Consider the following 23,158-nt stretch of genomic DNA (forward strand, 5'->3'; position numbering starts at 1 on the left):
CGGTGCGCGGCCCGATGCGCGGCAAAATCCAAGAATGTCAGTGCCCCGTGCGAAGGTGGTTCCATGAATGGAATTGGCTGGCTTGTAGCTATATTAATGTTGGTGGTTGGCGCCGTACTCGGTGCTGCGGCAGTGGCGTGGGTGCTGATGGCGCGGCTGCGCGCCGCGAACGAGGAAGCCGATGCCGCCCATGAGCGGGCCTCCGCGCTCACAGCGAATTTTGCAGCTGCTGATGCCGAGCGCCGGCTCCTAGCATCGCAAAATTACGCTCTGACGGCGCAGCAGGGTTCCGATTCCCACGTGTTGCAGGCACTGGGTCCGGTCTCTGAGAAGCTCAATGCTGTCCAGCGTCAGGTTTCCTTGCTGGAACGCGACCGTGTTGAACAGTATGGCCAACTCGCGGAGCAGCTTCGTGATGCGCGGGACGCTGACGCCAAATTACTGGCCACAACCTCCTCACTGGAGGCCGCCTTGCGTTCCAACAGTGCCCGGGGCAAGTGGGGCGAAGTCCAGCTGCGCCGCGTGGTGGAAGCTGCCGGCATGTTGGCCCACGTGGACTTCTTCGAACAGGTCCACTCTTCAACTGATGACGGCGTGCACCGCCCAGACATGGTGGTGCGGCTGCCCGGCGGCAAGGAACTGGTCCTTGATGCAAAGGTCCCCTTGGCTGCCTTCCTCAACGCGCACGACGCCGGCCCAACAGACAGCGCCGCATCCGCACAACACTTGGCTCGCCATGCGAAGGCGGTTAAGGCTCACATCGATGCCTTGGCCGGCAAGAAGTATTGGAGCTCAGCGCTGAACTCCCCCGAACTGGTTATTTGCTTTGTTCCGGTGGAATCCATCCTTTCCGTAGCTTTGAGCGCAGATCCAGAGCTTCTTGACTACGCCCTGTCCAAGAACGTGGTTCTGGCATCTCCCATCTCCCTCATGGCCATTCTGAAGGCGGTGGCTTTTAGCTGGCGCCAGGACGTGCTGACCGAAAGCGCCAAGGAACTCTTTGAACTCTCAGCCCAGCTATACACACGTTTAGGCACTATGGGAGAAGCAGTCTCTGCCGTGGGTGTTTCACTGAAAACCAGTGTGGACCGTTACAACAAGCTCGTGGGCACCCTTGAGGGCAGAGTTCTGCCCACGGCCCGGAAGCTCAACGCACTGGATCCCAAGACCTTGGAGACCCCGGCTCAAGTGGAAAACACTCCACGCCTACTCACCGCTCCAGAGTTCAACACACGCGATTTTAGCTCTTCTCAGCGCAACACTGCCGCCGGGTTCAGCACCGACGAAGAGTTCAGCGCCGATGGAATCGATGCTGTTAGCAGTTAGCAGTTTAAGAGCAGAATGGCCCGGTCCCCAGTGGCTGGCCCATTCTGTTTTTCATGCTTTTCTTCGCGGGTTTTTACAGCAGATTGGAGCTGCGCACACCCTTGTAGTCAGGATCACCAGCCGCCTTCATGGTGGCCCGTAGTTCCTTGGGCAGGGAGAACAAGATATCTTCCTTAGCCGTGACGACTTCCTCCACGGAGGCGTAGCCGTAGTCGGCGAGCAGGAGCAACACCTCTTGCACCAGAACCTCCGGAACAGAGGCACCACTGCTCACACCAACGGAGGCCACACCTTCAAACCAGGTCTCATCAATTTCGTGAGCAAAGTCAACACGGTAGGAGGCTTTGGCGCCGTATTCAAGGGCCACCTCAACCAGACGCACTGAGTTGGAGGAGTTGGCCGAACCCACCACGATGACGAGGTCCGCCTGCGGGGCGATCTCCTTGATGGCACCTTGACGGTTGGTGGTGGCATAGCAAATGTCATCGCTGGGCGGGTCCTGCAACTTCGGGAACCGGGCCCGCAAAATCTCAACAATCTCCATGGCTTCATCAACAGAGAGCGTGGTCTGCGAGAGCCAGATCAAATTCTCCGGATCCTGCACCTGCACGGTGCGGGCTTCTTCCGGGTTGTTGACAATGGTGGTGCTTTCCGGGGCTTCCCCGTAGGTGCCTTCAACTTCCTCATGGCCTTCATGGCCGATGAGCAGGATGTGTTTGTTTTCCTTGGAAAAACGCACCGCCTCTTTGTGGACTTTAGTCACGAGAGGGCAGGTGGCATCAATGGTGCGCAAGCCACGGTCAGCAGCTGACTGCACCACGGCCGGTGAAACACCATGAGCGGAAAAGACTACTAGGGCCCCTTCGGGCACTTCCTCGTTCTCTTCCACAAAGATCACACCCTGAGCTTCCAGCGACGTCACCACATGGACATTATGGACAATCTGCTTACGCACATAGACAGGTGCTCCGTGGTGTTCCAGCGCCTTCTCCACCGCGATCACTGCACGGTCAACACCGGCGCAGTAGCCGCGCGGCGCTGCCAGGAGAACGCGTTTTTCCCCGGTCACCGGGGCAGCAGCAGCCACCTCTTCGGGCGACCTGCGACGACGCGGAACGACGGGCATTGACAAGGAAACGGCAGTGGTGCTCATACCCATCATCCTACGTGGTGCGCGAGCGCTTAATTATGAGAGCTGCACCACCGCACACAGCCAACACCCCAGCTGCAATAAGTGTGGCTGTTATACCGCGCTGCCAGCTATCCCGTGCCAGTGCTCCCAGTTCACGCCCAAACTGTTGTGCAACTTCCGGGCCCACTGCCAGTCCGGCCAAGGTGCTCTCCACAAACCCCGAACCCATCAGCCACAGCAGGGCAACGATCGCCAGCCCTACACCCCCAAGAATGAGCGTCAATGCACGCCGCTTGGCGACCACCACGCCCAAGACAAAAAGGACTGCTGCGATCAGTGCCAGCCATCCCGACCATGCTCCGAGGATGGTCATTATGGGCAGTACCTGGGCTACCTTGGGCTGATCCGCAGTTACCACCACGTCTTGGGGTGTTGGCAGCGGAACGCCTATATTCTTGGTGACGTTATCGGCCACCAGCTGAACCAGCGGGGCAATGTCCAGTTTTAGGTCCCCCTCGATGTCGTTGTTTCCAGCTGCAGCGAAGGTGAGGTTGTGGCTGCGTTGCAGAGTCTCGGTCCAAGCCTGCTCATAACCGGGATCGGTGTAAATTGCCCGGGCGGCAGTTTTGATCAGCGCCCCCGCAAGGTCGTTGAGCATCGGTGGCAGGTTTAAAGAAGCCGTGGCTTGTTCGCTCACCAAGGCAGTTAGGCCCTCTTGAAAGTCCTTGTTATTGCCCAGCGGACCCGCCAATTGGGTGAATCCTGGACCGTCAACAACGTTGCGCTGTAGCCACAAGGCGGGGCCGGCAACGGCGGCCAGTAGCAGAGCTACGATCACAAGAAGAGCGGAAGCTGCACTGCGCATTAGAGGTCCCCAAGCTACGTTTTCATCCCGATGGTAGCTGCCAATTCTAGTGCAAGACTGTGGATAGCTGCGCTTCCGTGTCAGTGCGTGAAGATACAGTTGTATCAAGCATCAGGGCCTGACCGAACCAGCCACCCGGAACAAAAGTAAGGCGATACCTCATGGCGGAAGCACCGGAGCGAAAGGTCCTTGCGCCTACGGCTGCGCAGACCACTGCCGAGAACCCATGGCCTTTGCAAATGCTGAGCCAGAAGTTAAAGGCACACATTGAAAAGGCTCCCGCAACATGGGTTGAGGCGCAGGTTATCGAACTGAATAAGCGCGCCAATGTCAGCTACCTTACGTTGCGTGACATTGATGCAGAGGTGTCCCTGAGCGTCACTGTGTGGGGTTCGGTACTGAGTAGGTTGGAAGCGCCGCTGGAGCGAGGCTCCCGCGTGGTGGCACAGCTCAAACCCGATTTTTGGATCAAGACCGGCCGCCTCTCCATGCAAGGCATGGACATCCGGCCCGTTGGGTTGGGCGATTTGTTGGCCCGCATTGAAAAACTGCGTCAAGCCTTGGCCGCCGAGGGGCTCTTTGATCCACGCAGGAAGAAGCCACTGCCACTTCTCCCCCACCGGATCGGTCTCATTACGGGACGTAACTCCGATGCCATGAAAGATGTCCTGCGCAATGCCTCGCTGCGCTGGCCGGCTGTTGAATTTGAGGTGCGTGAAGTCGCGGTCCAAGGTGTCAACGCTGTCAGTGGCGTCATCGCCGCCCTGGAAGAGCTCGATCACGACCCCCGGGTTGACGTCATTGTTATTGCCCGCGGTGGCGGATCCTTAGAGGATCTTTTACCGTTTAGCCACGAATCTCTGGTTCGCGCTGTTGCGGCCGCGAAGACCCCGGTGGTTAGCGCCATCGGCCACGAGGCCGACCGCCCACTCCTGGACGAGGTTGCTGATCTACGGGCGTCTACCCCCACTGATGCTGCCAAACGAATCGTGCCTGACGTGGGTGAGGAATTGCAGCGCCTCGGTCAGGCTCGCACCCAGCTCAACCGCCGCATTAGGGAGCTGTTGGAGCGTGAAACTGAGCGGTTGGCGTATCTGCGCACCCGCCCTGTCCTGGCCAACCCCCACGTAATGTTGCATTCCCGGGCCGACGACGTCGCCGCACTGTCCAGCCGGGCCTTGACCGCCGTGCGCACCCAGGTCGGCAGACACACAGACCAACTGGTGCACTTGAGGGCTCAGGTCCGGGCACTCTCACCCCAAAAAACCCTTGACCGGGGATACGCGGTAGTCCAATTAGAGGACCGGAGCATCGTCAGATCTCCCGCACAGGTTTTCAACGGCACACCATTGAAAGTTCGTGTTGCCGGCGGAGATTTCACTGCCCAAGGAAGCGGCCCCATCGCCACCCACGAGGTAGCCCCAACGGCAGTAGCCACAACAGATTTAGCCACCACACTTACAGAGGATCAGACATGAGCCCCGCAGCAGCACCCGCGCAGAACGCAGACATTGCAGCCCTCAGCTATGAGCAGGCCCGTGAGCAACTTATGGGAGTTGTCAACCAACTCGAAGCCGGAAGTTCCAGTTTGGAAGACTCTTTGGCCCTGTGGGAGCGTGGCGAAGCCTTGGCTCAACGTTGTGAAGAGTGGTTAGAAGGCGCCAAAGCCCGCCTGGACGCAGCTCGATCCGATAACCAGTAATGAGGATAGCCCGGGTGGTCTGCTGCGAGCGCAGATATTCCCGGGCCACCCGGATTAGGCGTCCTTCAACCGGGCCCGTTCTACTTCCAAGTCGAAATCGCCAGCCGGCCATTGCAGATTCAACCCGCCCAGTGCCTTGATCAGGATTTCTTGAACAGCAATGCGGGCATACCATTTCTTGTCAGCCGGGACCACGTACCAGGGTGCTATTTCCGTGCTCGTCTTCTCAAATACCTTTTGGTAGGCAGCCATATAGGCGGGCCAGTGAGCGCGCTCATCGAGATCCGTGGGGCTGTATTTCCAGTACTTGGTGGGATCGTGCAGCCGGGCAGAGAGTCGTTGTAGTTGCTCATCTGGACCCACGTTGAGCATCACCTTCACCACGGTGGTACCTGCTGTTGCCATTTCCGCCTCAAAGTCATTGATGGCGCGGTAACGGCGTTCCAGTTCAGTTCCGTCAGCCCAACCATGAACCCGGTGAATGAGCACATCCTCGTAGTGGGATCGATCGAAGACTCCCAACATCCCGGCCCCGGGCGCCGCAGGACGCACCCTCCACAAAAAATCGTGGGCAGCTTCTTGCTCCGTAGGAGCTTTGAAGGTGGTGAGCTTAACACCCTGTGGATCCACTGCACCCACCAACCTGCCAACAATACCGCCCTTGCCAGCTGTGTCCATTGCCTGCAAAATCAGCAGTGCCGATTTTTTTCCACCAAAACGGCTCTCAGCAAAGAGCTGCTCTTGGAGCCGCGCTAAGACTGGCGCACGCTGGGATAGGGTTGCGACGCCCTCGGCCTTGCCCCCGGTAAATCCCGGGGCAGCATTGGTAGGCTGCTGCGCCAGGGTAAAGCCTGCTCCCACGCGCAAGAGCTCGGAGGGGTGATCGGTAAAACCAAGCGGTAGGGACACGGTGGGCCTTTCCTAGGGTTTGTACGTGCTCAGGAACTCAGCAATCCGCCCAATGGCTTCTTCTAAATCCAAGACATTGGGTAGTGTGACGAGGCGGAAATGATCTGGCTGGGTCCAATTGAACGCCCGCCCGTGAGAGATGAGGATCTTTTGTGACTCCAATAGGTCCAAAGCGAACTTCTCATCATTCTTGATGGGGTAAACCTCCGGGTCAAGCTTGGGGAACAAATACAGTGCGCCCTTGGCCTGGTTGACGGAAACTCCCGGAATATCATTGAGCATACGGTAGGCAAGATCTCGCTGGTCGCGCAGCCTCCCGCCGGGCAAGATCAAATCCGTGATGCTCTGATGACCGCCTAGCGCGGTTTGGATGGCATGCTGACCCGGCGCGTTGGCGCACAAGCGCATGTTGGCCAGCAAGTTAATGCCTTCCAGATAGTCCGCGGCAGCCGCCTTCGGTCCGGAGATCGCCAACCAGCCTGAACGGTACCCACAGATCCGGTACGCCTTGGACAAACCATTGAAGGTCATGCACAAAACATCGTCTCCGGTGAGGCTGGCCGTATTGATGTGGACGGCGTCGTCATAGAGGATCTTCTCGTAGATTTCGTCAGAGAACACCACCAGATCATGTTTGCGCGCCAGATCAACCATGCCCTGAACAATGTGTGCCGGATACACCGCTCCGGTGGGGTTGTTGGGGTTGATAATGACAAGGCCTTTGGTCCTTGGCGTAATTTTTGACGCCAAATCCTCAAGGTCCGGCCACCACTCATTGGACTCATCACACAGGTAGTGCACCGGCCGGCCACCTGCAAGGCTTACGGAGGCCGTCCACAGCGGATAGTCCGGGGTAGGAATCAACACCTCATCACCGTTATTCAGCAATGCCATTAAGGAGAGCGTGATGAGTTCACTCACCCCGTTTCCAAGGTAAACGTCATCTACATGAATGTTCTGAATACCACGCGTCTGGTAGTACTGCACTACCGCGGTACGGGCGGAGAATATTCCGCGGGAATCCGTGTACCCCTGGGCGTGGGGTAGATGGCGGATCATGTCCACCAAGATGGCATCGGGAGCTTCGAATCCAAAGGGAGCCGGGTTACCGATGTTCAATTTCAGTATCCGGTGACCTTCAGATTCCATCTGCTGGGCTTTCGCCAGCAGAGGTCCACGGATGTCGTAGAGAACGTTGTGAAGCTTGGTGGATTGGGTAAATTCTGCCATTTAACCAATATGGCACATCCAGGCCCCGCTTTTCCGCTGGAACCAACGCGGCGGGCGGGCCAATGCCAATCAAGTGGCCTGTTGGGCCGGCGTCAGGAGCCTGCTTTTACCAAGCCCACTTGAATCAGCCACGCGGCAGCTGCTTCAGATGAATTGGCGAAGTGGCGGTCCTGGGCGAGCCTGTTGAGATTCGCCAGCTCGTCCGTGGTCAGCGCGGCACTGACCTTATTCAGAATCCCCTGGGCGGCAGCGGAAACCTTGGAATTGCTGACCAGCGGCACAATATTTTGTTCCAAGAACAGTTTTTTGGTGTCAGTGAGCACCACTAGCGAGTTATCGTCAATGGCCGGTGCAGAAATATGGATATCCGCCACTTGAATGTCATCTCTTAGCAACGCCCACAAGACGTCATCACGACTGCCGTCAAAAAGCGGTTTTAACACCACAAACTTTTTCGGCACGCAGTTGTAATCGGTGCCCAAACCTACCAGTCCCCGGCCGCTGTTTTGAAAGTCAGCGGTGCCTCCCAGCAGCAATTTGTTGCAAACTTTGGTAAGGTCCGCAATGGTTTTGAGCTGGTATTTTTCTGCCGTTTCCGCCGTGACCACCAAGCTGTCACCGACAATGGCCTTGGCCGGATCCAACACGCTGATGCTCTCCGGCAGGACTTCTTGCAAGGCGCTCAGAACGTCCGCAGGAGTCTCTGGAGCAACACTTGGAACGGCTGCAGACAAGAGCTCGCGCGAGTAAGCCGGGACAATGTCTATGCTGCCAGCTATCAAGTTGGACCATGCATCCTGGGCCGACCCCGGGGTTGTCCCCACCTCAGCTTTAATTCCTGCAGCCTTGAGCGCCGCCGCATACGCATGACCCACCAGTTCACCCTCTTGGGCATTTACACCAGAGGGTGAGATCAGTGGCTCAATCCGCAGTGCTGGCACATCAGTGCTCATCGAGGCGCTTGGGACGCTCACAATCGGTTCAGGAGTGCACGCCGTCAGCGTCCCGAGCAGAAGGCACGCACTCAACGTGGCAATCAGCCTCTTGCGCACCTTTTACTCCCTGCTAGATTGACTGCTGCTAACTGGGTCTCACCCCAAATCCTCAACATACGTTACCCCGATAAGGCCCAAATTGGGTTCCTCGTGAAGTTCCGCATGGGTTCCACCATGTTCGAACTCAAGCACTGTGATCTTGTTGGCACCAGCTTTCAGCAGTGGCGCCGGAACATACAGTGTCACTTGCGGTCCCACCTCCCAGAAGCGGCCCAGCAAGAAGCCATTGACCCAGACCACACCCTTGCCGAAGCCGGGCAGGGAAAGATACGTATCAGCAGCTTTCTCGATCCGCAGTTCACCGTGGAAATATCCAGCCCCGGCGCCATCAGTGGCCGCGGACCCGTCCGTGGCAGGGTTTTCCTTGGTGCCGGAAGAATTGGGGCTTTCCAGGTTATCTGAACTGTCCTCCGCCGTACCTACCTGGAGCAATTCTGAGAGTGGCTTTTCCAAGTTCACTGGGCGCTGGTCCCATTGGAAGATGTAACGCTGATTGATCAAAACACCATCCAGGATGCCCTTACCCTGCCCGAAGAAGGGTCCGTAATTGATACGCCCCTGGTTCTCCACCAAAATTTCCACTGCTGCCAGGCCTCCTGCAGTGGTAACTTTGACGCCTTCTTCGCAAGTAGCGTCGGTCAGAACTCCTTGGTATTTCCCGTCCACCCACACATAGGCGCGGTCGTGCAAGTCACAGATCTTAATGGTGGCCTCACCCACGGGCAGAACGGCCTTGGCACTGTAGTGGACCAACCCGCGGTCCAGTCCGAGTTTTTCAAAAGACATGGGTTTGATGCTGTGGACGGGTTTGATGGCACGCACAAAATCTAGCAATGCTGTGCCGCGGGTCAGCTCGAAGGTGCAGGCGGGGATCACAGCGCCCGGACGTTCCAAGTGCACTGGGATGGGTGTCAGTTCACGCCCCGATGCGGCGAAAAATGCTTCCCGCATTGCATAAAACTTCTCTGTCAGCCGGCCATCTTCAGCGATTGGCGCATCAGAGTCGTAGCTGGTGACAGTGGGCTGGATGGCTCCATCATGGTTTGCCCCGGAGGTCAGCCCAAAGTTTGTGCCACCATGTGCCATGTACAGGCAGATGGAACCGTCAAGATCAAGGATCTTTTTAGCCTCGGCAGCCGCATCCACGCCTCCGCGCGTGTGGTGATCCTCTCCCCAGTGGTCAAACCAACCGTTCCAAAATTCGACGTTGAAGAAGGGCTCGCCGGGACGCCTGCGCTGCCATACAGCATCCGCTTCCTCGCCACGGGAGCCTAACGTTGCCGTTGCCCAAGTGTCAGGCAGGGAGCCGCCGTCAAGGTAGTAGTCGGTGCCGCCGTCGGCCGTGAAAAGAATTTCCGTGATGCCGCGGTCCAGCAACGCCTTGCGGTTCCAGCGCAGGTACTCTTTGTCATCACCGTAGCTGCCGTATTCGTTTTCAATCTGGACCGCCACTACCGGCCCGCCATGGCACGCTTGCAACGGCTCAATGATGGGCAGCAACTGATCAAACCACTTCTCCACAACGCCGGTGAACAAGGGATCAGAAGAACGCAACACCATCTCGGGATCAGAAACCGCCCATGAGGGGAATCCGCCATTGTCCCATTCGGCACAGATGTAGGGGCCGGGACGCACTATGACATCAAGTCCGGATTCGCCAGCTAACGTGATGAATTTGGCGAGGTCTTTCCAGCCGGTGAAGTCCGGGGCCACATCCTCATAGGGCTGGTGGAAGTTCCATGCAACGTAGGTGTCCAAGGTGTTGATACCCATGGCAACCAGCCGGTCAATTCTGTCTTGCCATTGTTCCGGATGAATCCTGAAGTAGTGGATGGCGCCGGCAATAATGCGGTGAGGCTGTCCATATTTGAAGAGCAAGCGAGCCGAGTAGCTCAATGCGGGCGCTGGCCTCGCAGGCGGGAAGTTCTCTTCTACCAAAGTGGCTTCCGAACTACCGGCCATCTCTGACGAGGTCATGAACGTGGACAACTAAACTCCTGGCACTAGGGATTCGTCACAGAAAAAAACAACTCTGTTATTGATAACAATTTTAGCCGATCAAACCCGATTCATGAAACATGAAACGCCATCGCCAGCTGAATTCACGCTATGTTACATGATAACAACTAGGCTTGCAGACAAACCGAAGCTAATGCTCCACGCTGGCTGCCAGCTTCCCCACCCCAAGGAAATCCATGAGCACCCATCAATTTGAGCGCGGTCCGGCAATGCGAGACGTCGCGGCAGCAGCGGGCGTGTCCGCGCAGACGGTATCCCGGGTGCTCAATGAGCATCCCAACGTTCAAGAAAGCACACGCCGGCGGGTAATGGCCGTTGTTGACGAGCTGGGCTACCGAAGGAACTACACCGCCCGGGCCTTGGTTACAGGGCGGTCAAAGACCATTGGCGTTCTGACCTTGGCTACCAATAATTACTCACGCTCATCGCTCTCGCTGGGTGTTGAACTGGGAGCCCGCGAAGCTGGCTACACCGTGAACTCGGTGACGTCCAGCCTGAGTGCACAAAGCGTCATCGACGCGGTGAGCCGCCTAGTTTCCCAAGGAGTGGACGGCATCATCATTGCCGCACCGCTCCAAGAAGCCGTGGAGACGGTGGAAAAAATCACGGCAAGAATCCCCACCGTCAACACTGACGGATCCTCCGGGATGGGCGATCGCATGGTTGGCGTTGATCAGGACATGGCAGCAGTCCTGGCAACCCGGCACCTGTTGGAGTTGGGACACAAGACGGTTTGGCATGTGGCCGGACCTGCTGACTGGTCTGACGCTTCAAGCCGCCTGCAGAGCTGGCGACGAACGCTCCAAGAGGCCGGCCGGGAAGTTCCCCCGGAGTTGCACGGAGACTGGAGCCCGGAGTCCGGCTACCGCAATGGACTAATTTTGGGGCGGATGCCCGAGGTCACAGCAATTCTTGTGGCGAGCGATGAAATGGCCTTTGGTGTTATCCGGGCGCTGAGCGAACTTGGCCGGCGCATTCCCGAAGACGTCTCAGTGGTAGGCATTGATGATATTGACCTGGCCGAATTTTCAAACCCGCCACTAACTACCATCCGTCAGTCCTTTGAAGATACGGGCCGGCGCGCTGTGCAACGGCTCGTTGCCCAGATCACTAATCCAGAAGCGGTCAGCAGTCAGGACATCCTCAAACCCACACTCATTGTGCGGGCAAGCACCGCACCACCGCCGGCCGGCTAGAAGGCCCCAAGTTTGAGCGCTCCGGGTCTGCGCTAGTTCCTGCCCTGCGCGAGCCGCAGGCCGGGCCCGCACCCAAGGCCAGGCCCGCGCTAGTTCCTGTCCTGCGCGATCAGGAGTGGGATGCCAAAAATGGGATCCTGGCGCAAAATTTGCACCTCACCCATCCCCCGCGAAGCTGCGTGGGAGGCGACTGCGGCCTGCAAGGCTGGCACATTGCTGCCTAACCCGCTGCCCAGCACAAGCGGGCCCGTCAGGTTCAGCGCCGTGGCAACTTCGGCTGCCAACCCGGCCAAATCTGATCCTGCACGGTCCACCAGTTCCAGTGCGTGTTCATGGCCGCTTTGCGCTGCCGCGAAGATCACCGGTGAGGCAGCCGCCCAATAGCGCCTGGTTGTACCCTGATGGAAATGGGCAATGAGTGATTGGGGCTCGCTCAGTCCGCAATACTTGAGCAGCCCGGCCGTCAGCGCATCGACGTCCTTGCCTGCGTCCATTCGCCGCAGGCTGTACCTGACAGCCTCGCGTGCCAACCAGTATCCGCTTCCCTCATCCCCCAGCAGGTAGCCCCACCCACCAGCGCGGGCTTGCTCTCCTGCCTCGTTGATCCCCCAAGCGGCGGAGCCTGTCCCGGCAATCACGGCAACTCCGAAGCTCAGGCCTGCCGCCGCCAGCAACAGCCGGGTGTCATGCACCACGTCAATCTGGGCACCCGGCACAAAAGGAGCAATGAGTTCCCTGAGTGCGCGGGCATCGCTGTCCGTATCAACACCCCCAGCACCGGCAAGGAGCCGGCTCGCCCCGTCCACATCCAGTGCGGCGAACAACGCTGCCATGTTCTCTACGGCGGTTTCCCGGCTAACATTCTGAACGTTGGTGCTGCCTACGCTGGCGTCACTACTGATAAGGCCGTCCGTCCAGACGATGCCTCGCGTTTTCGAGCCGCCAATGTCCAGCCCAACAAAGCGCGATGGGGCAGAGGAAAAGTTCAAGGGGTTTTTGTCCACACACCTAGACTAATGCCATGTTCATCACACCCTTGATTGCCGCACCCATGGCTGGCGGAACCACGACGACGGAACTCGCCTTGGCTGCCCAAGGTGCTGGCGCCTTTGCCTTCGCCGCCGGAGGCTATAAGACTGCTGACCAGCTCGCCGCACATATTGCCCCCTTGCGGGCCACAGGACTTGACTTTGGTGTGAACTTATTTGTTCCCCGGGATGCTCCCTTGAGTGCACGTGGCGTGGCTGCTCTTTCCGCCTACCGGACCTCCCTGCGCTCCACCGCACAGCGCTACGGGGCGCAATTGCCCGCCGTGGCACCAGATAAGGACAAAGTGCAAGACTATTGGACCGAGAAGATGGCCCTGCTCTTGGCAGATCCAGTTCCGCTGGTCAGTTTCACTTTTGGCCTGGCGTCCAACGAAGTGGTGGCCAGCTTGCACAAGGTTGGCACCCGGGTGGCTGCCTCCGTGACGAACGTGGCTGAGGCTCTCGCGGCTGGCGCTACGGGTGTGGATGCTCTGATTGTTCAGCACGCAGGTGCGGGTGGGCACACCGCCGCTTTCCTGCCGTCAAAAGCGACGCCACCCGATGCCAGCGGTACGCTGGCCCAGCTGGTTGCCGCAATCGGGGCGGCTGTTAGCTTGCCGTTGGTAGGCGCGGGCGGCGTCAGCGGCCCCTCTGATGCCAAAGCCGCTTTGGCCGCCGGAGCTGTTGCGGTGGCAATTGGAACTGCTCTCATCCGCACCGATGAGAGTGGCGCCCGGCAGCTCCACAAGGATGCCTTGGCAGACCCGTTCTACAACGAAACCGCCATGACACGGTCCTTTACCGGCAAGCCGGCCAGGGCGCTGGTCAACGAGTTTGTCCGTGAGCACACCGCCTGCGCACCTGAGGCTTATCCCGAGGTTCACTTCCTGACCGCGCCCCTGCGCAGCGCTGCTGCCGCCGCGCAAGATCCCCGCGCTGTGAACCTCTGGGCCGGGATCGGTTGGAAATCGGCGCAGAGCGGGCCCGCAGCCGCGGTAGTGGGAAGTTTTCTGCACGAACTCTAATTTTCTCCACGAACCTCGAGTGAATAGGCGCCACCAGCGGCCGCACCGCTGCCCACCCCACTCCCGCGCCGGGCTGATGCTTACGCTGGGCCGGCGCCGGGCTGCGCTACCGCTGGGCTGATAGCCCAATTGTTCGGGAATTTGCTAGAATGGCGAACTTACGGACGGCATTTTTGCCGACATTTCCGACAGCCACGTATACCTTGGAGGATCCCATGGCATCAAACGCGAAGAACGTTCGGCGCGACACGGCTCAGGCGGGTCTCCATGCGGAACCCTTGGACGCCGTCGACCGGCAGATCATTGACACGCTAGTGGCGGATGCCAGGATCACTAACCGGGACCTTGCCGACGCCGTGGGAATTGCCCCGTCCACAGCCCTGATGCGCACCCGGGCCCTCATGGAACGTGGCGCCATCGAAGGCTTTGAAGCGAAGCTGAACCTCGCCTCGATTGGTAGATCCGTGCAGGCCCTCATAGCCGTTAGGCTGCGCGCTCATGACCGGGACCAGATTGACACCTTTACAGGGCGGGTCCCGCAGCTTCCCGAGGTGCTCTCGACGTTCCACACCTCTGGTTCCGTAGATTATCTGCTGCATATTGCCGTCCGAGACACCGACGCTCTGCGTGACTGGGTTCTGGATAACCTCACCACCGACCCCGTGGTTGGTCATACTGAGACCACCTTGGTGTTCAAACACATGCCCGGCCACGCGGGTCCGTTGAACTAGCTTCGGAACACTTTTACCGCTCACCTCACCCATAATAGGCAGGTGAGCATTATTGATAACGCCGTATACGTTGACGGCTTGCGCTTTGCCAATCCCAACAGCCTAGATCAGACCTACGAGGTTATGGATTCTTGCGACGGCATGGCTTGGATAGGCATTTTCCGTCCCGACGCAGCTGAGATGCAATCGCTCGCTGCAGAATTTTCGCTACACGAGCTGGCTGTAGAAGATGCGATCAAAGCCCATCAGCGGCCCAAACTGGAACGGTACGACGACGTCCTCTTCACCGTGCTACGGCCCGCCAGATACTTTGATGAGACCGAGGCTGTGGAGTTCGGTGAGCTTCACATTTTTACCGGCAAAGACTTCGTCATCACCATCCGCCATGCCGAAACACCAGGACTGGCTTCAACCAGATCCCGGCTCGAGTCAGATCCGGATTTACTGGCGCAAGGTCCCGAAGCCGTGCTGTACGCCATCTTGGACCAGGTTGTGGATGACTACAAGCCCGTAGTCCAGGGTCTGGAAAACGATATCGACGAGATTGAGGACCAGCTTTTTTCCGGCGACCCCCACGTCTCACGGCGCATTTATCAACTGTCCCGGGAAGTCACCCAATTCCAGCGCGCCATCCACCCACTGCGGGGCATGCTGGAAAAACTCAAAAACGGATTCGAGAAATACCACGTCAACGTTGAGCTGCAGCGCTTTTTGCGCGATATAGAAGACCACATTGAAATTGTCACCGCCCAGGCCGACTCCTTCCGTGATCTCCTGCAAAATGCCCTGATCGTGGACGGGACCCTGACCACCAACCGTCAAAATGAAGCCAGCGCAGCCGAAAATCAGCAGATGAAGAAGATCTCATCCTGGGCCGCCATCTTATTTGCCCCCTCCTTTGTGGGATCGGTGTACGGCATGAACTTTGAGAACATGCCGGAGCTTCACTGGAGCCTGGGCTACCCCTTTGCCCTGGCCTTGATGTTCCTGGTGGGCCTTGTTATGTATCTCATCTTCAAAAAGAAGACCTGGCTTTAGTCCGGGCTGCGCCTGCTAAGGCTGTGCTGTGGTGACCTGTGCCGCTTAGGTCCTAGCCAGTGCTGCGATGTCATCAAGGAAGCTTTCAGCCACGGCATCACTGACGGTGGCCGTGGTCTCGCCAATGGTTTCTAGGTAGTTCTCTGTGACCGGGCCACGGCGGCCGGTGAGTGGCGCGCCGTCGGCCATGGCCTTCTCCAGCGCTCGCTGGGAGGCGCTGCGGGCAGCGAACTCAATGTCAGCCGGGGAGAATCCGGCGCTGGCCCCCACCAGCGCCTGTACGTCAATCTCCGCCACCACATGGGCCGGAATGAAGCGGTTCCACATAGCAGAGCGAGCCGCCTCATCAGGGAGTCCGATCGGGATCACGTAATCGAAACGGCCGTGGCGCAGGAACGCGGAATCCAGCGAGCGGATGAAGTTGGTTGCACACACCAGCAGCCGACCAGGCTGGTCGCGGAACGCCGGAATAATTTTCAGCAGCTCATTGGTGACACCCTGCATGGGCGACGGCGGCTCGCCGGACCGCCGCGAGGCGATCTCTTCCACCTCATCGATGAACACAACTACGTGCTCCAACTCCGCAATTTCCAGGAACGTCTGGCGCAGGGCACCGGCCAAGCCGCCGGGCTCCCCTGCCAGCCGGGACGGAAAGACTTCCACAAAAGGCCATTCAAGACGGGACGCAATGGCCTTGGCAAAGGTGGTTTTTCCCGTTCCTGGAGGACCAAAAAGAACGACGGCGCGCGGCGGCACCACTCCGAATTCCTCCGCAAGCTCCGGCTCTGCCAAAGGCAGCACAAGCCTTCGCTCAAGTAATTCCTTCTCTGCCGTCATGCCCGCAACACGGTCCCAGAGGTCCCGTGGCAGAACCCTTCCGCCAAGCTCGTCCAGTGCGCCGCGCTCTGCCCGCTGGACCGGGATCCGCCGTTCAAAGTAGCGCAGATTCTTCTTCACCACGAACCCTCGGTTGGTGAAAGCCTCTACCCGCGTTTGGGTCTCAGGCATGAGTGCGGAGAGTTTATTCAGGCCATGGGCTACCATCCGGTTCTCCACAGCGGCCAGAAGCATGGTGCCAATGCCGCGCCCACGGAAGCTCGGCACGGTGGCTAGGAAAACGATCCAGCCTTGATCGTGAGCGGCCCTGGCAACCGCGGCGCCAATGACCTGTTCGCCTTGTACCGCCACCACGGCATGGTCCTTCTCGCAGGAAGCAAGAACTTCGGAAAGATCATAGACAGGCGCCACATCACTCTCACGCAGCGACTGCCACAGGGCAAGGATGCCTTCAACATCTTGTGAATGAAAATCCCGGATTGTCCATGCGCTCATGTCCCTGCCGCTCCTTTGCGTTAGCCAGTGAATGCATCATGGCACGCCCCGCCTCATCAGAGAAATTGTTGCGACGCTCACTTTGGAGCTGCCCCGAGCTCTGAGGCAACGCCCTGTGGTTAACTTCACGCCGTTTCTGGAAACAAAACCCGCTCCAGCAACGCTAAATCCAAATGAGAACATTTTCCCCACAGAAAGTTGCATCATGACCATCGAGATAACCCGCGAATTCGACCTGGACAGCGAACTCATCCTAGACAGTGATGCTGCAGCGGCCCTCTTTTTGGAGGCTCGCACGGCCAACAGCTGGGCTGATGAACAGATCAGCGACGAGACGCTGCAGGCCGTCTATACGCTGACCAAAATGGGCCCTACTGCCATGAACATTCAGCCGTTACGCATCGCCTGGATCCGATCCAGTGAAGCCCGCGCGCAATTGGTTGAGCACATGAATGAGGGCAATAAAGTCAAGACCCTCGCCGCCCCCATGGTTGCCGTTCTGAGCTACACCAACGAATGGCACAACCTGCTTGAGCGCACCACGCCGCACATGGCCTCAATGGCTCCCACCTTTGAAAAAAACCTTGATAGCCGCAATACCATGGCAGTTACCAATGCGCATATGCAGGCCGGGTACTTCATTCTTGCTGCGCGTGCAGCAGGCCTTGCGGCAGGACCCATGACAGGATTCGATGCCTCAGGAGTTGACGCCCACTTTAATGCAAATACCTCTTATAGCGCATTCATGGTGGTGAACTTGGGCAAGCCCAGCGGTGTTATCGATCGCCAGCGCCTTCCCCGGCTGGATTTTGACTCCGCAACCGTAACGTTGTAATAATCTATTTCAAGTTTCTAACCTCGTTATGAAATTGTCTTTCACACGACACGTTGTCCTTATTTTTCATCGAGGACAACGTGTTTTTTTGCATTACTGCGCTAAATTTCGGCAATTTTCAGTTTTCCCAAGGCGGTAGCAATGACATATTTTCATAGGATAGAAACCCTCACTTCCCTAAGTCTGCTAGTTAATCAACGCACGCGTGCGGCGTTGCTCTCCACGAGGCCGGTCACACTCTTTCGCTTTACCATTGCTATGGATAACATGGGTCACGTGTGACCTGTATCTCCAAAATTCAGCGAAGGATGAACTCGTGCGTTCCATGTGGAAAAAGACTCTGGCCATGGCGGTGGTGGCACCTGCGATGCTGCTGTCAATGGCGGCACCGCCCGCGCTGGCTGCCCCGGGCGACCCCGTATCAACTAATCTCGCTCTGGCTTCCGCCGGTGCAACCGTCACCTCCTCCGGTGACGAATCCGTCGGGAGCAACGGCCCCGACCTTGCCATCGACGGCGGCGACACCACCCGGTGGTCCTCAGAGCACTCCGACACTGCACAGTTGACGGTGAAACTGGCCAAACCTGCCGCAATTGACAAGATTGTCATCAAGTGGGAGAAGGCATGCGCAGCCCAGTACAAGCTGCAGGTCTCCACTGACGGCGTGAGCTTTGTAGATGCCACGGACGTGATCTCCCGCGCCAACTGCGCCCCGGAGACGCCCGACACCCAGACCATCAAGTCTTCCCTGGCTGGCACAAAGTACCAGTTTGTGCGCATGCAGGGCATCGCCCGTACTCCCATCGCGGGAACCAAGTGGGGCATCTCCCTCTTTGAAATGGAAGTGTGGGGCGTCCCGGCAGCTCCCGCCCAAAACATTGCACTGGCTTCAGCCGGGGCAACCGTCAGCGCCTCCGGCCAGGAAGTAGCCGGCCAGTGGGGCCCCGCTCTGGTCATTGACGGAGATACCGACAGCACCAAGCCCAATGCACAGCAGTCACGCTGGTCTTCCAACACCGCTGACAGCGCCAACATCACTGTGAAGCTAGCCGCCCCTACTGTCATTGATCACGTGGCCATCGTGTGGGAAAAGGCTTGTGCTGCGAAGTACAAGCTGCAGGTCTCAACCGACGGCATCACTTTTGTGGATGCCACCGACGTAATCGCCCCAACATGCAACACGCGCGACGTGCAGAAGCTCAAAGCCGGTGTTGCCGCCAACGCGTACCAGTATGTTCGTATGCAAGGCATTGAGCGCACCCTCATTGGGGGCCAGAAATACGGCATCTCCTTGTGGGAGTTTGAGGTCTGGGATGGCGAAGAAGTCGCCACTCCAGCACCTGTGTCAGAGCCCGTCAACCTGATCCCGTTGCCGGTCAATATGGAAACACCTGACGAGGCGCCGTTCAAGCTGGGCGCAGGTTCACGCATCGTGGCCAACAACGCCGTGACCGCGAAGAGTGCCTCCTTCCTGGCCGAGCTCTTCCGCACCTCCACAGGTCTGGCCCTGCCGGTAGTGAATGGCAGCACCGGCGATGCCGATGACATCGTATTGCTCCAGACCCCTGGTGACATCCCTAATCTGGGTGCTCAGCTCCAGGCGGAGGCATACACGCTCAGCGTCGACGCGCTCACAGGTGCCAAGATCACCGCAGCCACCGACGATGGCATCTTCAACGGTGTCCAGACACTGCGTCAACTTTTCCCGGCATTCATTGAGTCCAAAACCAAGGTCAACGCCACTTGGACGGCTCCTGCCGTGGAAATCTCCGATGCCCCCCGCTTCGACAAGCGCGGCATGATGCTAGATGTCGCCCGCGAATTCAAGAACCCTGACGAAGTCAAGGTCATCATTGATTCGCTGGCTTCCTACAAGATCTCCACACTGCATATGCACCTCGCAGATGATCAGGGCTGGCGCATCGAGATCACCAATGAGGGCAAAGTAGCTGGCGATGACATCGACTACAACCAGCTGACTGAGATTTCCGGCAAGGGCGGCATGACTCAGTTCAACCGCACCTACATGGACCTCTTGGGCAACACTGGCTTCTACACCCAAGCTGAATACAAGGACTTGGTAGCCTACGCCGCCGATCGCCACATTGAGATCATTCCTGAGATTGACGTCCCCGGCCACACCTCGGCCATTCTGCACGCCATTCCGCAGCTCAACACCGCTGGAACGAAGCCGAACGTTGACGAGTGGGGCGTTGTTCCCGAAGATGGAACCGGCAACGTTGGTACGTCCACCTTGGATGTTGCTGCCCCGCAGACCTGGACGTTCCTGGAACACGTCTTCGGCCAGATCGCCGAGATGACCACCAGCGAATACATCCACATTGGTGGCGACGAGTCCCATGTGACGGGCCACGACAACTACGTGGAGTTCATCACCAAGGCAGTGAAGCTCATCCACGATTTGGATAAGAAGCCCATTGGTTGGAACGAGGTCGCCATTGGTGGTCTGGAGGCCGGGGACGGCATTCAGTACTGGACCGGCGGCACCGCCGACACGCTGAGGGCCATCAAGGACAAGGGCGCCAAGCTCATGGTTTCCAATGGCTCCACGGCGTACCTGGACATGAAGTACAACGCCAAAACCCCGATTGGCCTGACGTGGGCCGGCATGGGCGACTTCCCCAAGTACTACGACTGGAATCCGGCTGCTGTCGTCAAAGATGGCACCACCAATCTCCCCGATTCAGCCATCCTGGGCGTTGAAGCCCCGCAGTGGTCCGAGACCATTCGTGGCGGCAAGCAGACTGAATTCATGGTCTTCCCGCGCGTAATTTCCTTCGCTGAAGTTGGCTGGACGCCTCAGGCAAAGCGAAACGTCAATGACTTCAAGGTCCGCATGGCCTCCATGGGTTCGCGCTTGCTGGCTGCCGACACCAACTTCTATGACGGCAACCAAGCCAAGTGGACCCCCGCCATGGCAGGCTTGCCGGTGGCAGTCTCCCCCGGCAAGAGCCTGAAGCTTGACGTTGGCCAGCTGGCAGCCCCCGGCACCAAGGCTTCTGCCGATGGCGCCACTATTGCTGTCGATGCTGTTGATGACGCCGACGGCGTGAGCGCCTCGAGCATCTTGGGGAACTTGGGCGTAAGTGTCAACTGGGGCGATGGCTCAGCCGCCACCCCGGCAACCTTTACGGCTAACACAGCCCGTAACCACATGTCCGCTGGCAGCCTTTACCAGCTGCAGGGCACCCACAGTTATGCGAGCGCAGGGACCTTCACCGGAACGCTGACCGCTTCCAACGGCACAACCGCACAGTTCACCGTGGTTGTTGCTGCTGGTACGGCAGATCCCAAGCTCCCCTATGTTTGGGATTCGACTCAGACCCCAACGTTGTCCACAACAGCAGCCACTGTTCGTGCCGGTTACCGGGCCCTGACCACTGTGACAGGGTTCGTTCCTGGTGAATATGTGACTCTCAACCTGGGCGGCAACAAGGTTGGTACCGTCCTTCCTGATGCCGAAGGCAAGGTAACACTGCAGATGCCGGTGTACCCGAGCACTTATGGCGGCAAGAACACCCTCACGGCCACTCAAGGTGAGCGCACTGCCAGCACCACATTGAACGTCGAATCAAATATGGTTCCACTGGCGAACAAAATCACGCAGAGCGAGATCAAGATCGCCTCAGTATCCTCCGAGGAACTGACGGGTGAAACAGCCCCCAACGGACCTGCTGCGGCGCTCCTTGATGGCAAGAAAGAAACTTTCTGGCACACCAAGTGGTCAAGCCCTGCCGGTAATTTCCCACACTCAGTGGTCTTTGACCTGGGCAAAAACTACGACGTGACGGGCTTTGAGTACACTCAGCGCCAGTCAAACACCAACGGCAAGTTCAAGGACTACGAACTCTATGTATCCGAGAACACCACCGATTTTGGCACCAAGGTAGCCAGCGGTTCATTCTTGGACGTGAGCCGTCCGCAGGTCATTGACATTGCCGGGAACAAGGTTGGCCGTTACGTGAAGCTGGTTGGTCTGAACTCCATTGAAGGCAATAACTTCGGTGGCGGTGCAGAAGTAAACATTGGCGGTGTCCTCCCGGGTACCACCGAGCCCACCACGGACCCGACAACGGAACCCACCACCGAGCCCACGGTAACGGCCTCACCCTCAGTTGAGCCCACGGTAACGGCCTCACCCTCAGTTGAGCCCACGGTAACGGCCTCACCCTCAGTTGAGCCCACAGCCACCACGGACCCGACAACGGATCCCACTGCCGACCCGACGGTAACGGCCAGCCCCTCGGTTGAGCCCACAGCCACCACGGTGCCCACAACCACCACGGAGCCGACAGTAGATCCGTCTACACCCGCAGACGGTGCACCCACAGCAGTTTTGAGTAATGCATCGGTGGCCCCGGGCGAGGAACTGACCATTACGGGCAGTAACTTCAAGCCGGGCAGCACGGCCACCTTCACACTGCATTCGGATCCCATTGTTTTGGGCACCGCAATTGCAAACAGCGAAGGAATCGTTTCCCTCAAGGTCACGCTGCCTTCCACTGTTACCCCGGGCGTTCACACCGTTATCATCACGGGACTGGGCAGCAACGGTGAAGCCGCCGAAGCAAGTGTCAAGTTGACCGTGGTAGCTGCTGCTAGCTCCACCAGCAGCACGCAAGCAGGCAATTCCAACAATGACGACCTCGCCTCCACCGGTGCAGGTACTACGCCGTTCCTCTTGGGCGGACTGTTGTTGGTTGTGGCTGGTGCGTTTACGCTGATCAGCCGCCGCAAGCGGAAGTCCTCACACGCCTAACCTTCGGGTTTAGGCGGCATTAGAATAGTGCGGGTCCCGATGACATATGTCATCGGGACTCGCACTATTTTTATGCTCTTAGAGCTTCCACCCCGTGGTTCCAAAAGACATAGCCAAGCAGTTTTGCAGCTTGATGTGCTCTTGCAATCATCCACTGATGTTTGCTGGCGCCAGCCACTTCAAGCACGGCTAAAAGTCGGTGCTGGAAGGTTTCAAGTCAAGCGGTATCAAGGCGAGGTAGTTAGCCGTTAGCTTGCATTATTCTTTCGATAGTTTCTGCTGGCTGGGTGACTTTCCGGTGTGCGGAGGTAGTTGTTAAGTTCGGAGGCCTGTCGACAGACCTCCGAACTTAACAACTACCTCCGCACCGCCCACATCAAGTGGCTCATGCCGCTGAACTTGTGCAGTGATTACTCCCCCGGTTGGGCTGCGCCGCAGGTGTCCGCATTCGTGGACACCGCGACCCTACTGACCTAGATTTGGGGTTCTCCGCAAGTAGTGGACACAGGGTCTGCCTCACGCTGCTTGCGGGGCCCCGGATGTGGGCAACCAGCGAGACGTCGGTCCAACCAGAGCACAGTCAGGAAATACCCTGAGATCTATCCTGACGTACTTCAACTAAAAATAGACCAGGCCATAACAACTGGTTCCTGATTCTCCCCAAACGTGGTCAAGCCAACTTACTGTCACCGTGGAAGTGCTCCAGCCCGCCATTGCAGGGACCCCAAGCACCGCCCCTGAATGCAGCGTGACAGTCCACGCCGCCGGCACCAAAGATGTGCCGGCATGGAAGTCTTGATCGTCACCGATGCCGGTTAGTCACAGGATATTGAGATGGGCCACGAGCGCCTACCCCACACCCAAGAACTGTCTATCGCGGTTGGTAGGTCTCTCACCAAAATCCTTGTTGCGACCAACGCAGAAGGGCCCTGCGCCACCGTATATACGGTGATGC

The 23,158-nt window shown here is 58.3% G+C and carries 17 protein-coding genes; 9 read left to right on the forward strand and 8 right to left on the reverse strand.

The window, feature by feature from the left end:
- The first annotated feature begins 63 nt into the window (after positions 1-63).
- Complete coding sequence (locus CVS29_RS15615; protein ID WP_110107250.1) at positions 64-1,326, forward strand: DNA recombination protein RmuC; 1,263 nt, start codon at positions 64-66, stop codon at positions 1,324-1,326.
- A 73-nt stretch (positions 1,327-1,399) separates the two neighbouring features.
- Here the strand turns inward: CVS29_RS15615 and CVS29_RS15620 are convergent, their stop codons facing one another.
- Together CVS29_RS15620 and CVS29_RS15625 are read right to left on the reverse strand one after the other, a co-directional pair.
- Positions 1,400-2,479, reverse strand: a complete 1,080-nt coding sequence (locus CVS29_RS15620; RefSeq protein WP_110107251.1) for a 4-hydroxy-3-methylbut-2-enyl diphosphate reductase — start codon at positions 2,477-2,479, stop codon at positions 1,400-1,402.
- Between the two features lie 10 nt (positions 2,480-2,489).
- Positions 2,490-3,323 (reverse strand): hypothetical protein, encoded by an 834-nt coding sequence (locus CVS29_RS15625; protein ID WP_110107252.1) that lies wholly within the window; start codon positions 3,321-3,323, stop codon positions 2,490-2,492.
- Between the two features lie 161 nt (positions 3,324-3,484).
- Between CVS29_RS15625 and xseA the strand changes: the two genes are divergently transcribed.
- Together xseA and CVS29_RS15635 are read left to right on the forward strand one after the other, a co-directional pair.
- Positions 3,485-4,801: an exodeoxyribonuclease VII large subunit gene (xseA, locus tag CVS29_RS15630; protein WP_110107253.1), complete on the forward strand. Its 1,317-nt coding sequence runs from the start codon at positions 3,485-3,487 to the stop codon at positions 4,799-4,801.
- Complete coding sequence (locus CVS29_RS15635; protein WP_110107254.1) at positions 4,798-5,025, forward strand: exodeoxyribonuclease VII small subunit; 228 nt, start codon at positions 4,798-4,800, stop codon at positions 5,023-5,025. The genes xseA and CVS29_RS15635 overlap by 4 nt, the downstream gene beginning before the upstream one ends.
- Before the next feature lie 54 nt (positions 5,026-5,079).
- On the opposite strand, the gene CVS29_RS15640 is transcribed toward CVS29_RS15635, so the two are convergent.
- The 4 genes from CVS29_RS15640 to CVS29_RS15655 form a co-directional block, all read right to left on the reverse strand.
- Positions 5,080-5,934 (reverse strand): PPK2 family polyphosphate kinase, encoded by an 855-nt coding sequence (locus CVS29_RS15640; protein WP_110107255.1) that lies wholly within the window; start codon positions 5,932-5,934, stop codon positions 5,080-5,082.
- Between the two features lie 12 nt (positions 5,935-5,946).
- Positions 5,947-7,164 carry a pyridoxal phosphate-dependent aminotransferase gene (locus CVS29_RS15645; protein ID WP_110107256.1) on the reverse strand — a complete coding sequence of 406 codons (1,218 nt, stop codon included), beginning with the start codon at positions 7,162-7,164 and terminating at the stop codon, positions 5,947-5,949.
- Between the two features lie 92 nt (positions 7,165-7,256).
- Positions 7,257-8,216, reverse strand: coding sequence for an ABC transporter substrate-binding protein (locus tag CVS29_RS15650; protein ID WP_146213078.1), 960 nt, complete (start codon positions 8,214-8,216; stop codon positions 7,257-7,259).
- Between the two features lie 39 nt (positions 8,217-8,255).
- Positions 8,256-10,208 carry a glycoside hydrolase family 35 protein gene (locus tag CVS29_RS15655; RefSeq protein ID WP_245932279.1) on the reverse strand — a complete coding sequence of 651 codons (1,953 nt, stop codon included), beginning with the start codon at positions 10,206-10,208 and terminating at the stop codon, positions 8,256-8,258.
- Positions 10,209-10,414: 206 nt separating this feature from the next.
- Between CVS29_RS15655 and CVS29_RS15660 the strand changes: the two genes are divergently transcribed.
- Positions 10,415-11,434 (forward strand): LacI family DNA-binding transcriptional regulator, encoded by a 1,020-nt coding sequence (locus CVS29_RS15660; RefSeq protein ID WP_245932280.1) that lies wholly within the window; start codon positions 10,415-10,417, stop codon positions 11,432-11,434.
- An 89-nt stretch (positions 11,435-11,523) separates the two neighbouring features.
- Here the strand turns inward: CVS29_RS15660 and CVS29_RS15665 are convergent, their stop codons facing one another.
- Positions 11,524-12,438, reverse strand: coding sequence for an N-acetylglucosamine kinase (locus CVS29_RS15665; protein ID WP_245932281.1), 915 nt, complete (start codon positions 12,436-12,438; stop codon positions 11,524-11,526).
- 17 nt (positions 12,439-12,455) lie between these two features.
- Here CVS29_RS15665 and CVS29_RS15670 point away from each other — a divergent pair, with 17 nt between their 5' ends.
- The 3 genes from CVS29_RS15670 (at position 12,456) to corA (ending at position 15,256) form a co-directional block, all read left to right on the forward strand.
- Positions 12,456-13,487, forward strand: a complete 1,032-nt coding sequence (locus tag CVS29_RS15670) for a nitronate monooxygenase (RefSeq protein WP_110107258.1) — start codon at positions 12,456-12,458, stop codon at positions 13,485-13,487.
- A 215-nt stretch (positions 13,488-13,702) separates the two neighbouring features.
- Positions 13,703-14,218, forward strand: coding sequence for an Lrp/AsnC family transcriptional regulator (locus CVS29_RS15675; protein WP_110107259.1), 516 nt, complete (start codon positions 13,703-13,705; stop codon positions 14,216-14,218).
- Positions 14,219-14,260: 42 nt separating this feature from the next.
- Positions 14,261-15,256, forward strand: a complete 996-nt coding sequence (gene corA / locus CVS29_RS15680; protein ID WP_110107260.1) for a magnesium/cobalt transporter CorA — start codon at positions 14,261-14,263, stop codon at positions 15,254-15,256.
- Positions 15,257-15,301: 45 nt separating this feature from the next.
- Here corA and CVS29_RS15685 read toward each other — a convergent pair whose 3' ends face one another.
- Positions 15,302-16,588 carry an ATP-binding protein gene (locus CVS29_RS15685; protein ID WP_110107261.1) on the reverse strand — a complete coding sequence of 429 codons (1,287 nt, stop codon included), beginning with the start codon at positions 16,586-16,588 and terminating at the stop codon, positions 15,302-15,304.
- 205 nt (positions 16,589-16,793) lie between these two features.
- Here CVS29_RS15685 and CVS29_RS15690 point away from each other — a divergent pair, with 205 nt between their 5' ends.
- Together CVS29_RS15690 and CVS29_RS18260 are read left to right on the forward strand one after the other, a co-directional pair.
- Positions 16,794-17,423: a malonic semialdehyde reductase gene (locus CVS29_RS15690; protein WP_110107293.1), complete on the forward strand. Its 630-nt coding sequence runs from the start codon at positions 16,794-16,796 to the stop codon at positions 17,421-17,423.
- Positions 17,424-17,748: 325 nt separating this feature from the next.
- The gene (locus tag CVS29_RS18260; protein ID WP_245932285.1) at positions 17,749-22,203 is read left to right on the forward strand and encodes a family 20 glycosylhydrolase; all 4,455 of its coding nucleotides are present in this window, start codon (positions 17,749-17,751) and stop codon (positions 22,201-22,203) included.
- The last annotated feature ends 955 nt before the right edge of the window (positions 22,204-23,158 follow it).

The organism is Arthrobacter psychrochitiniphilus, from assembly GCF_003185915.1.
GTDB classification, from domain to species: Bacteria; Actinomycetota; Actinomycetes; order Actinomycetales; family Micrococcaceae; genus Specibacter; species Specibacter psychrochitiniphilus.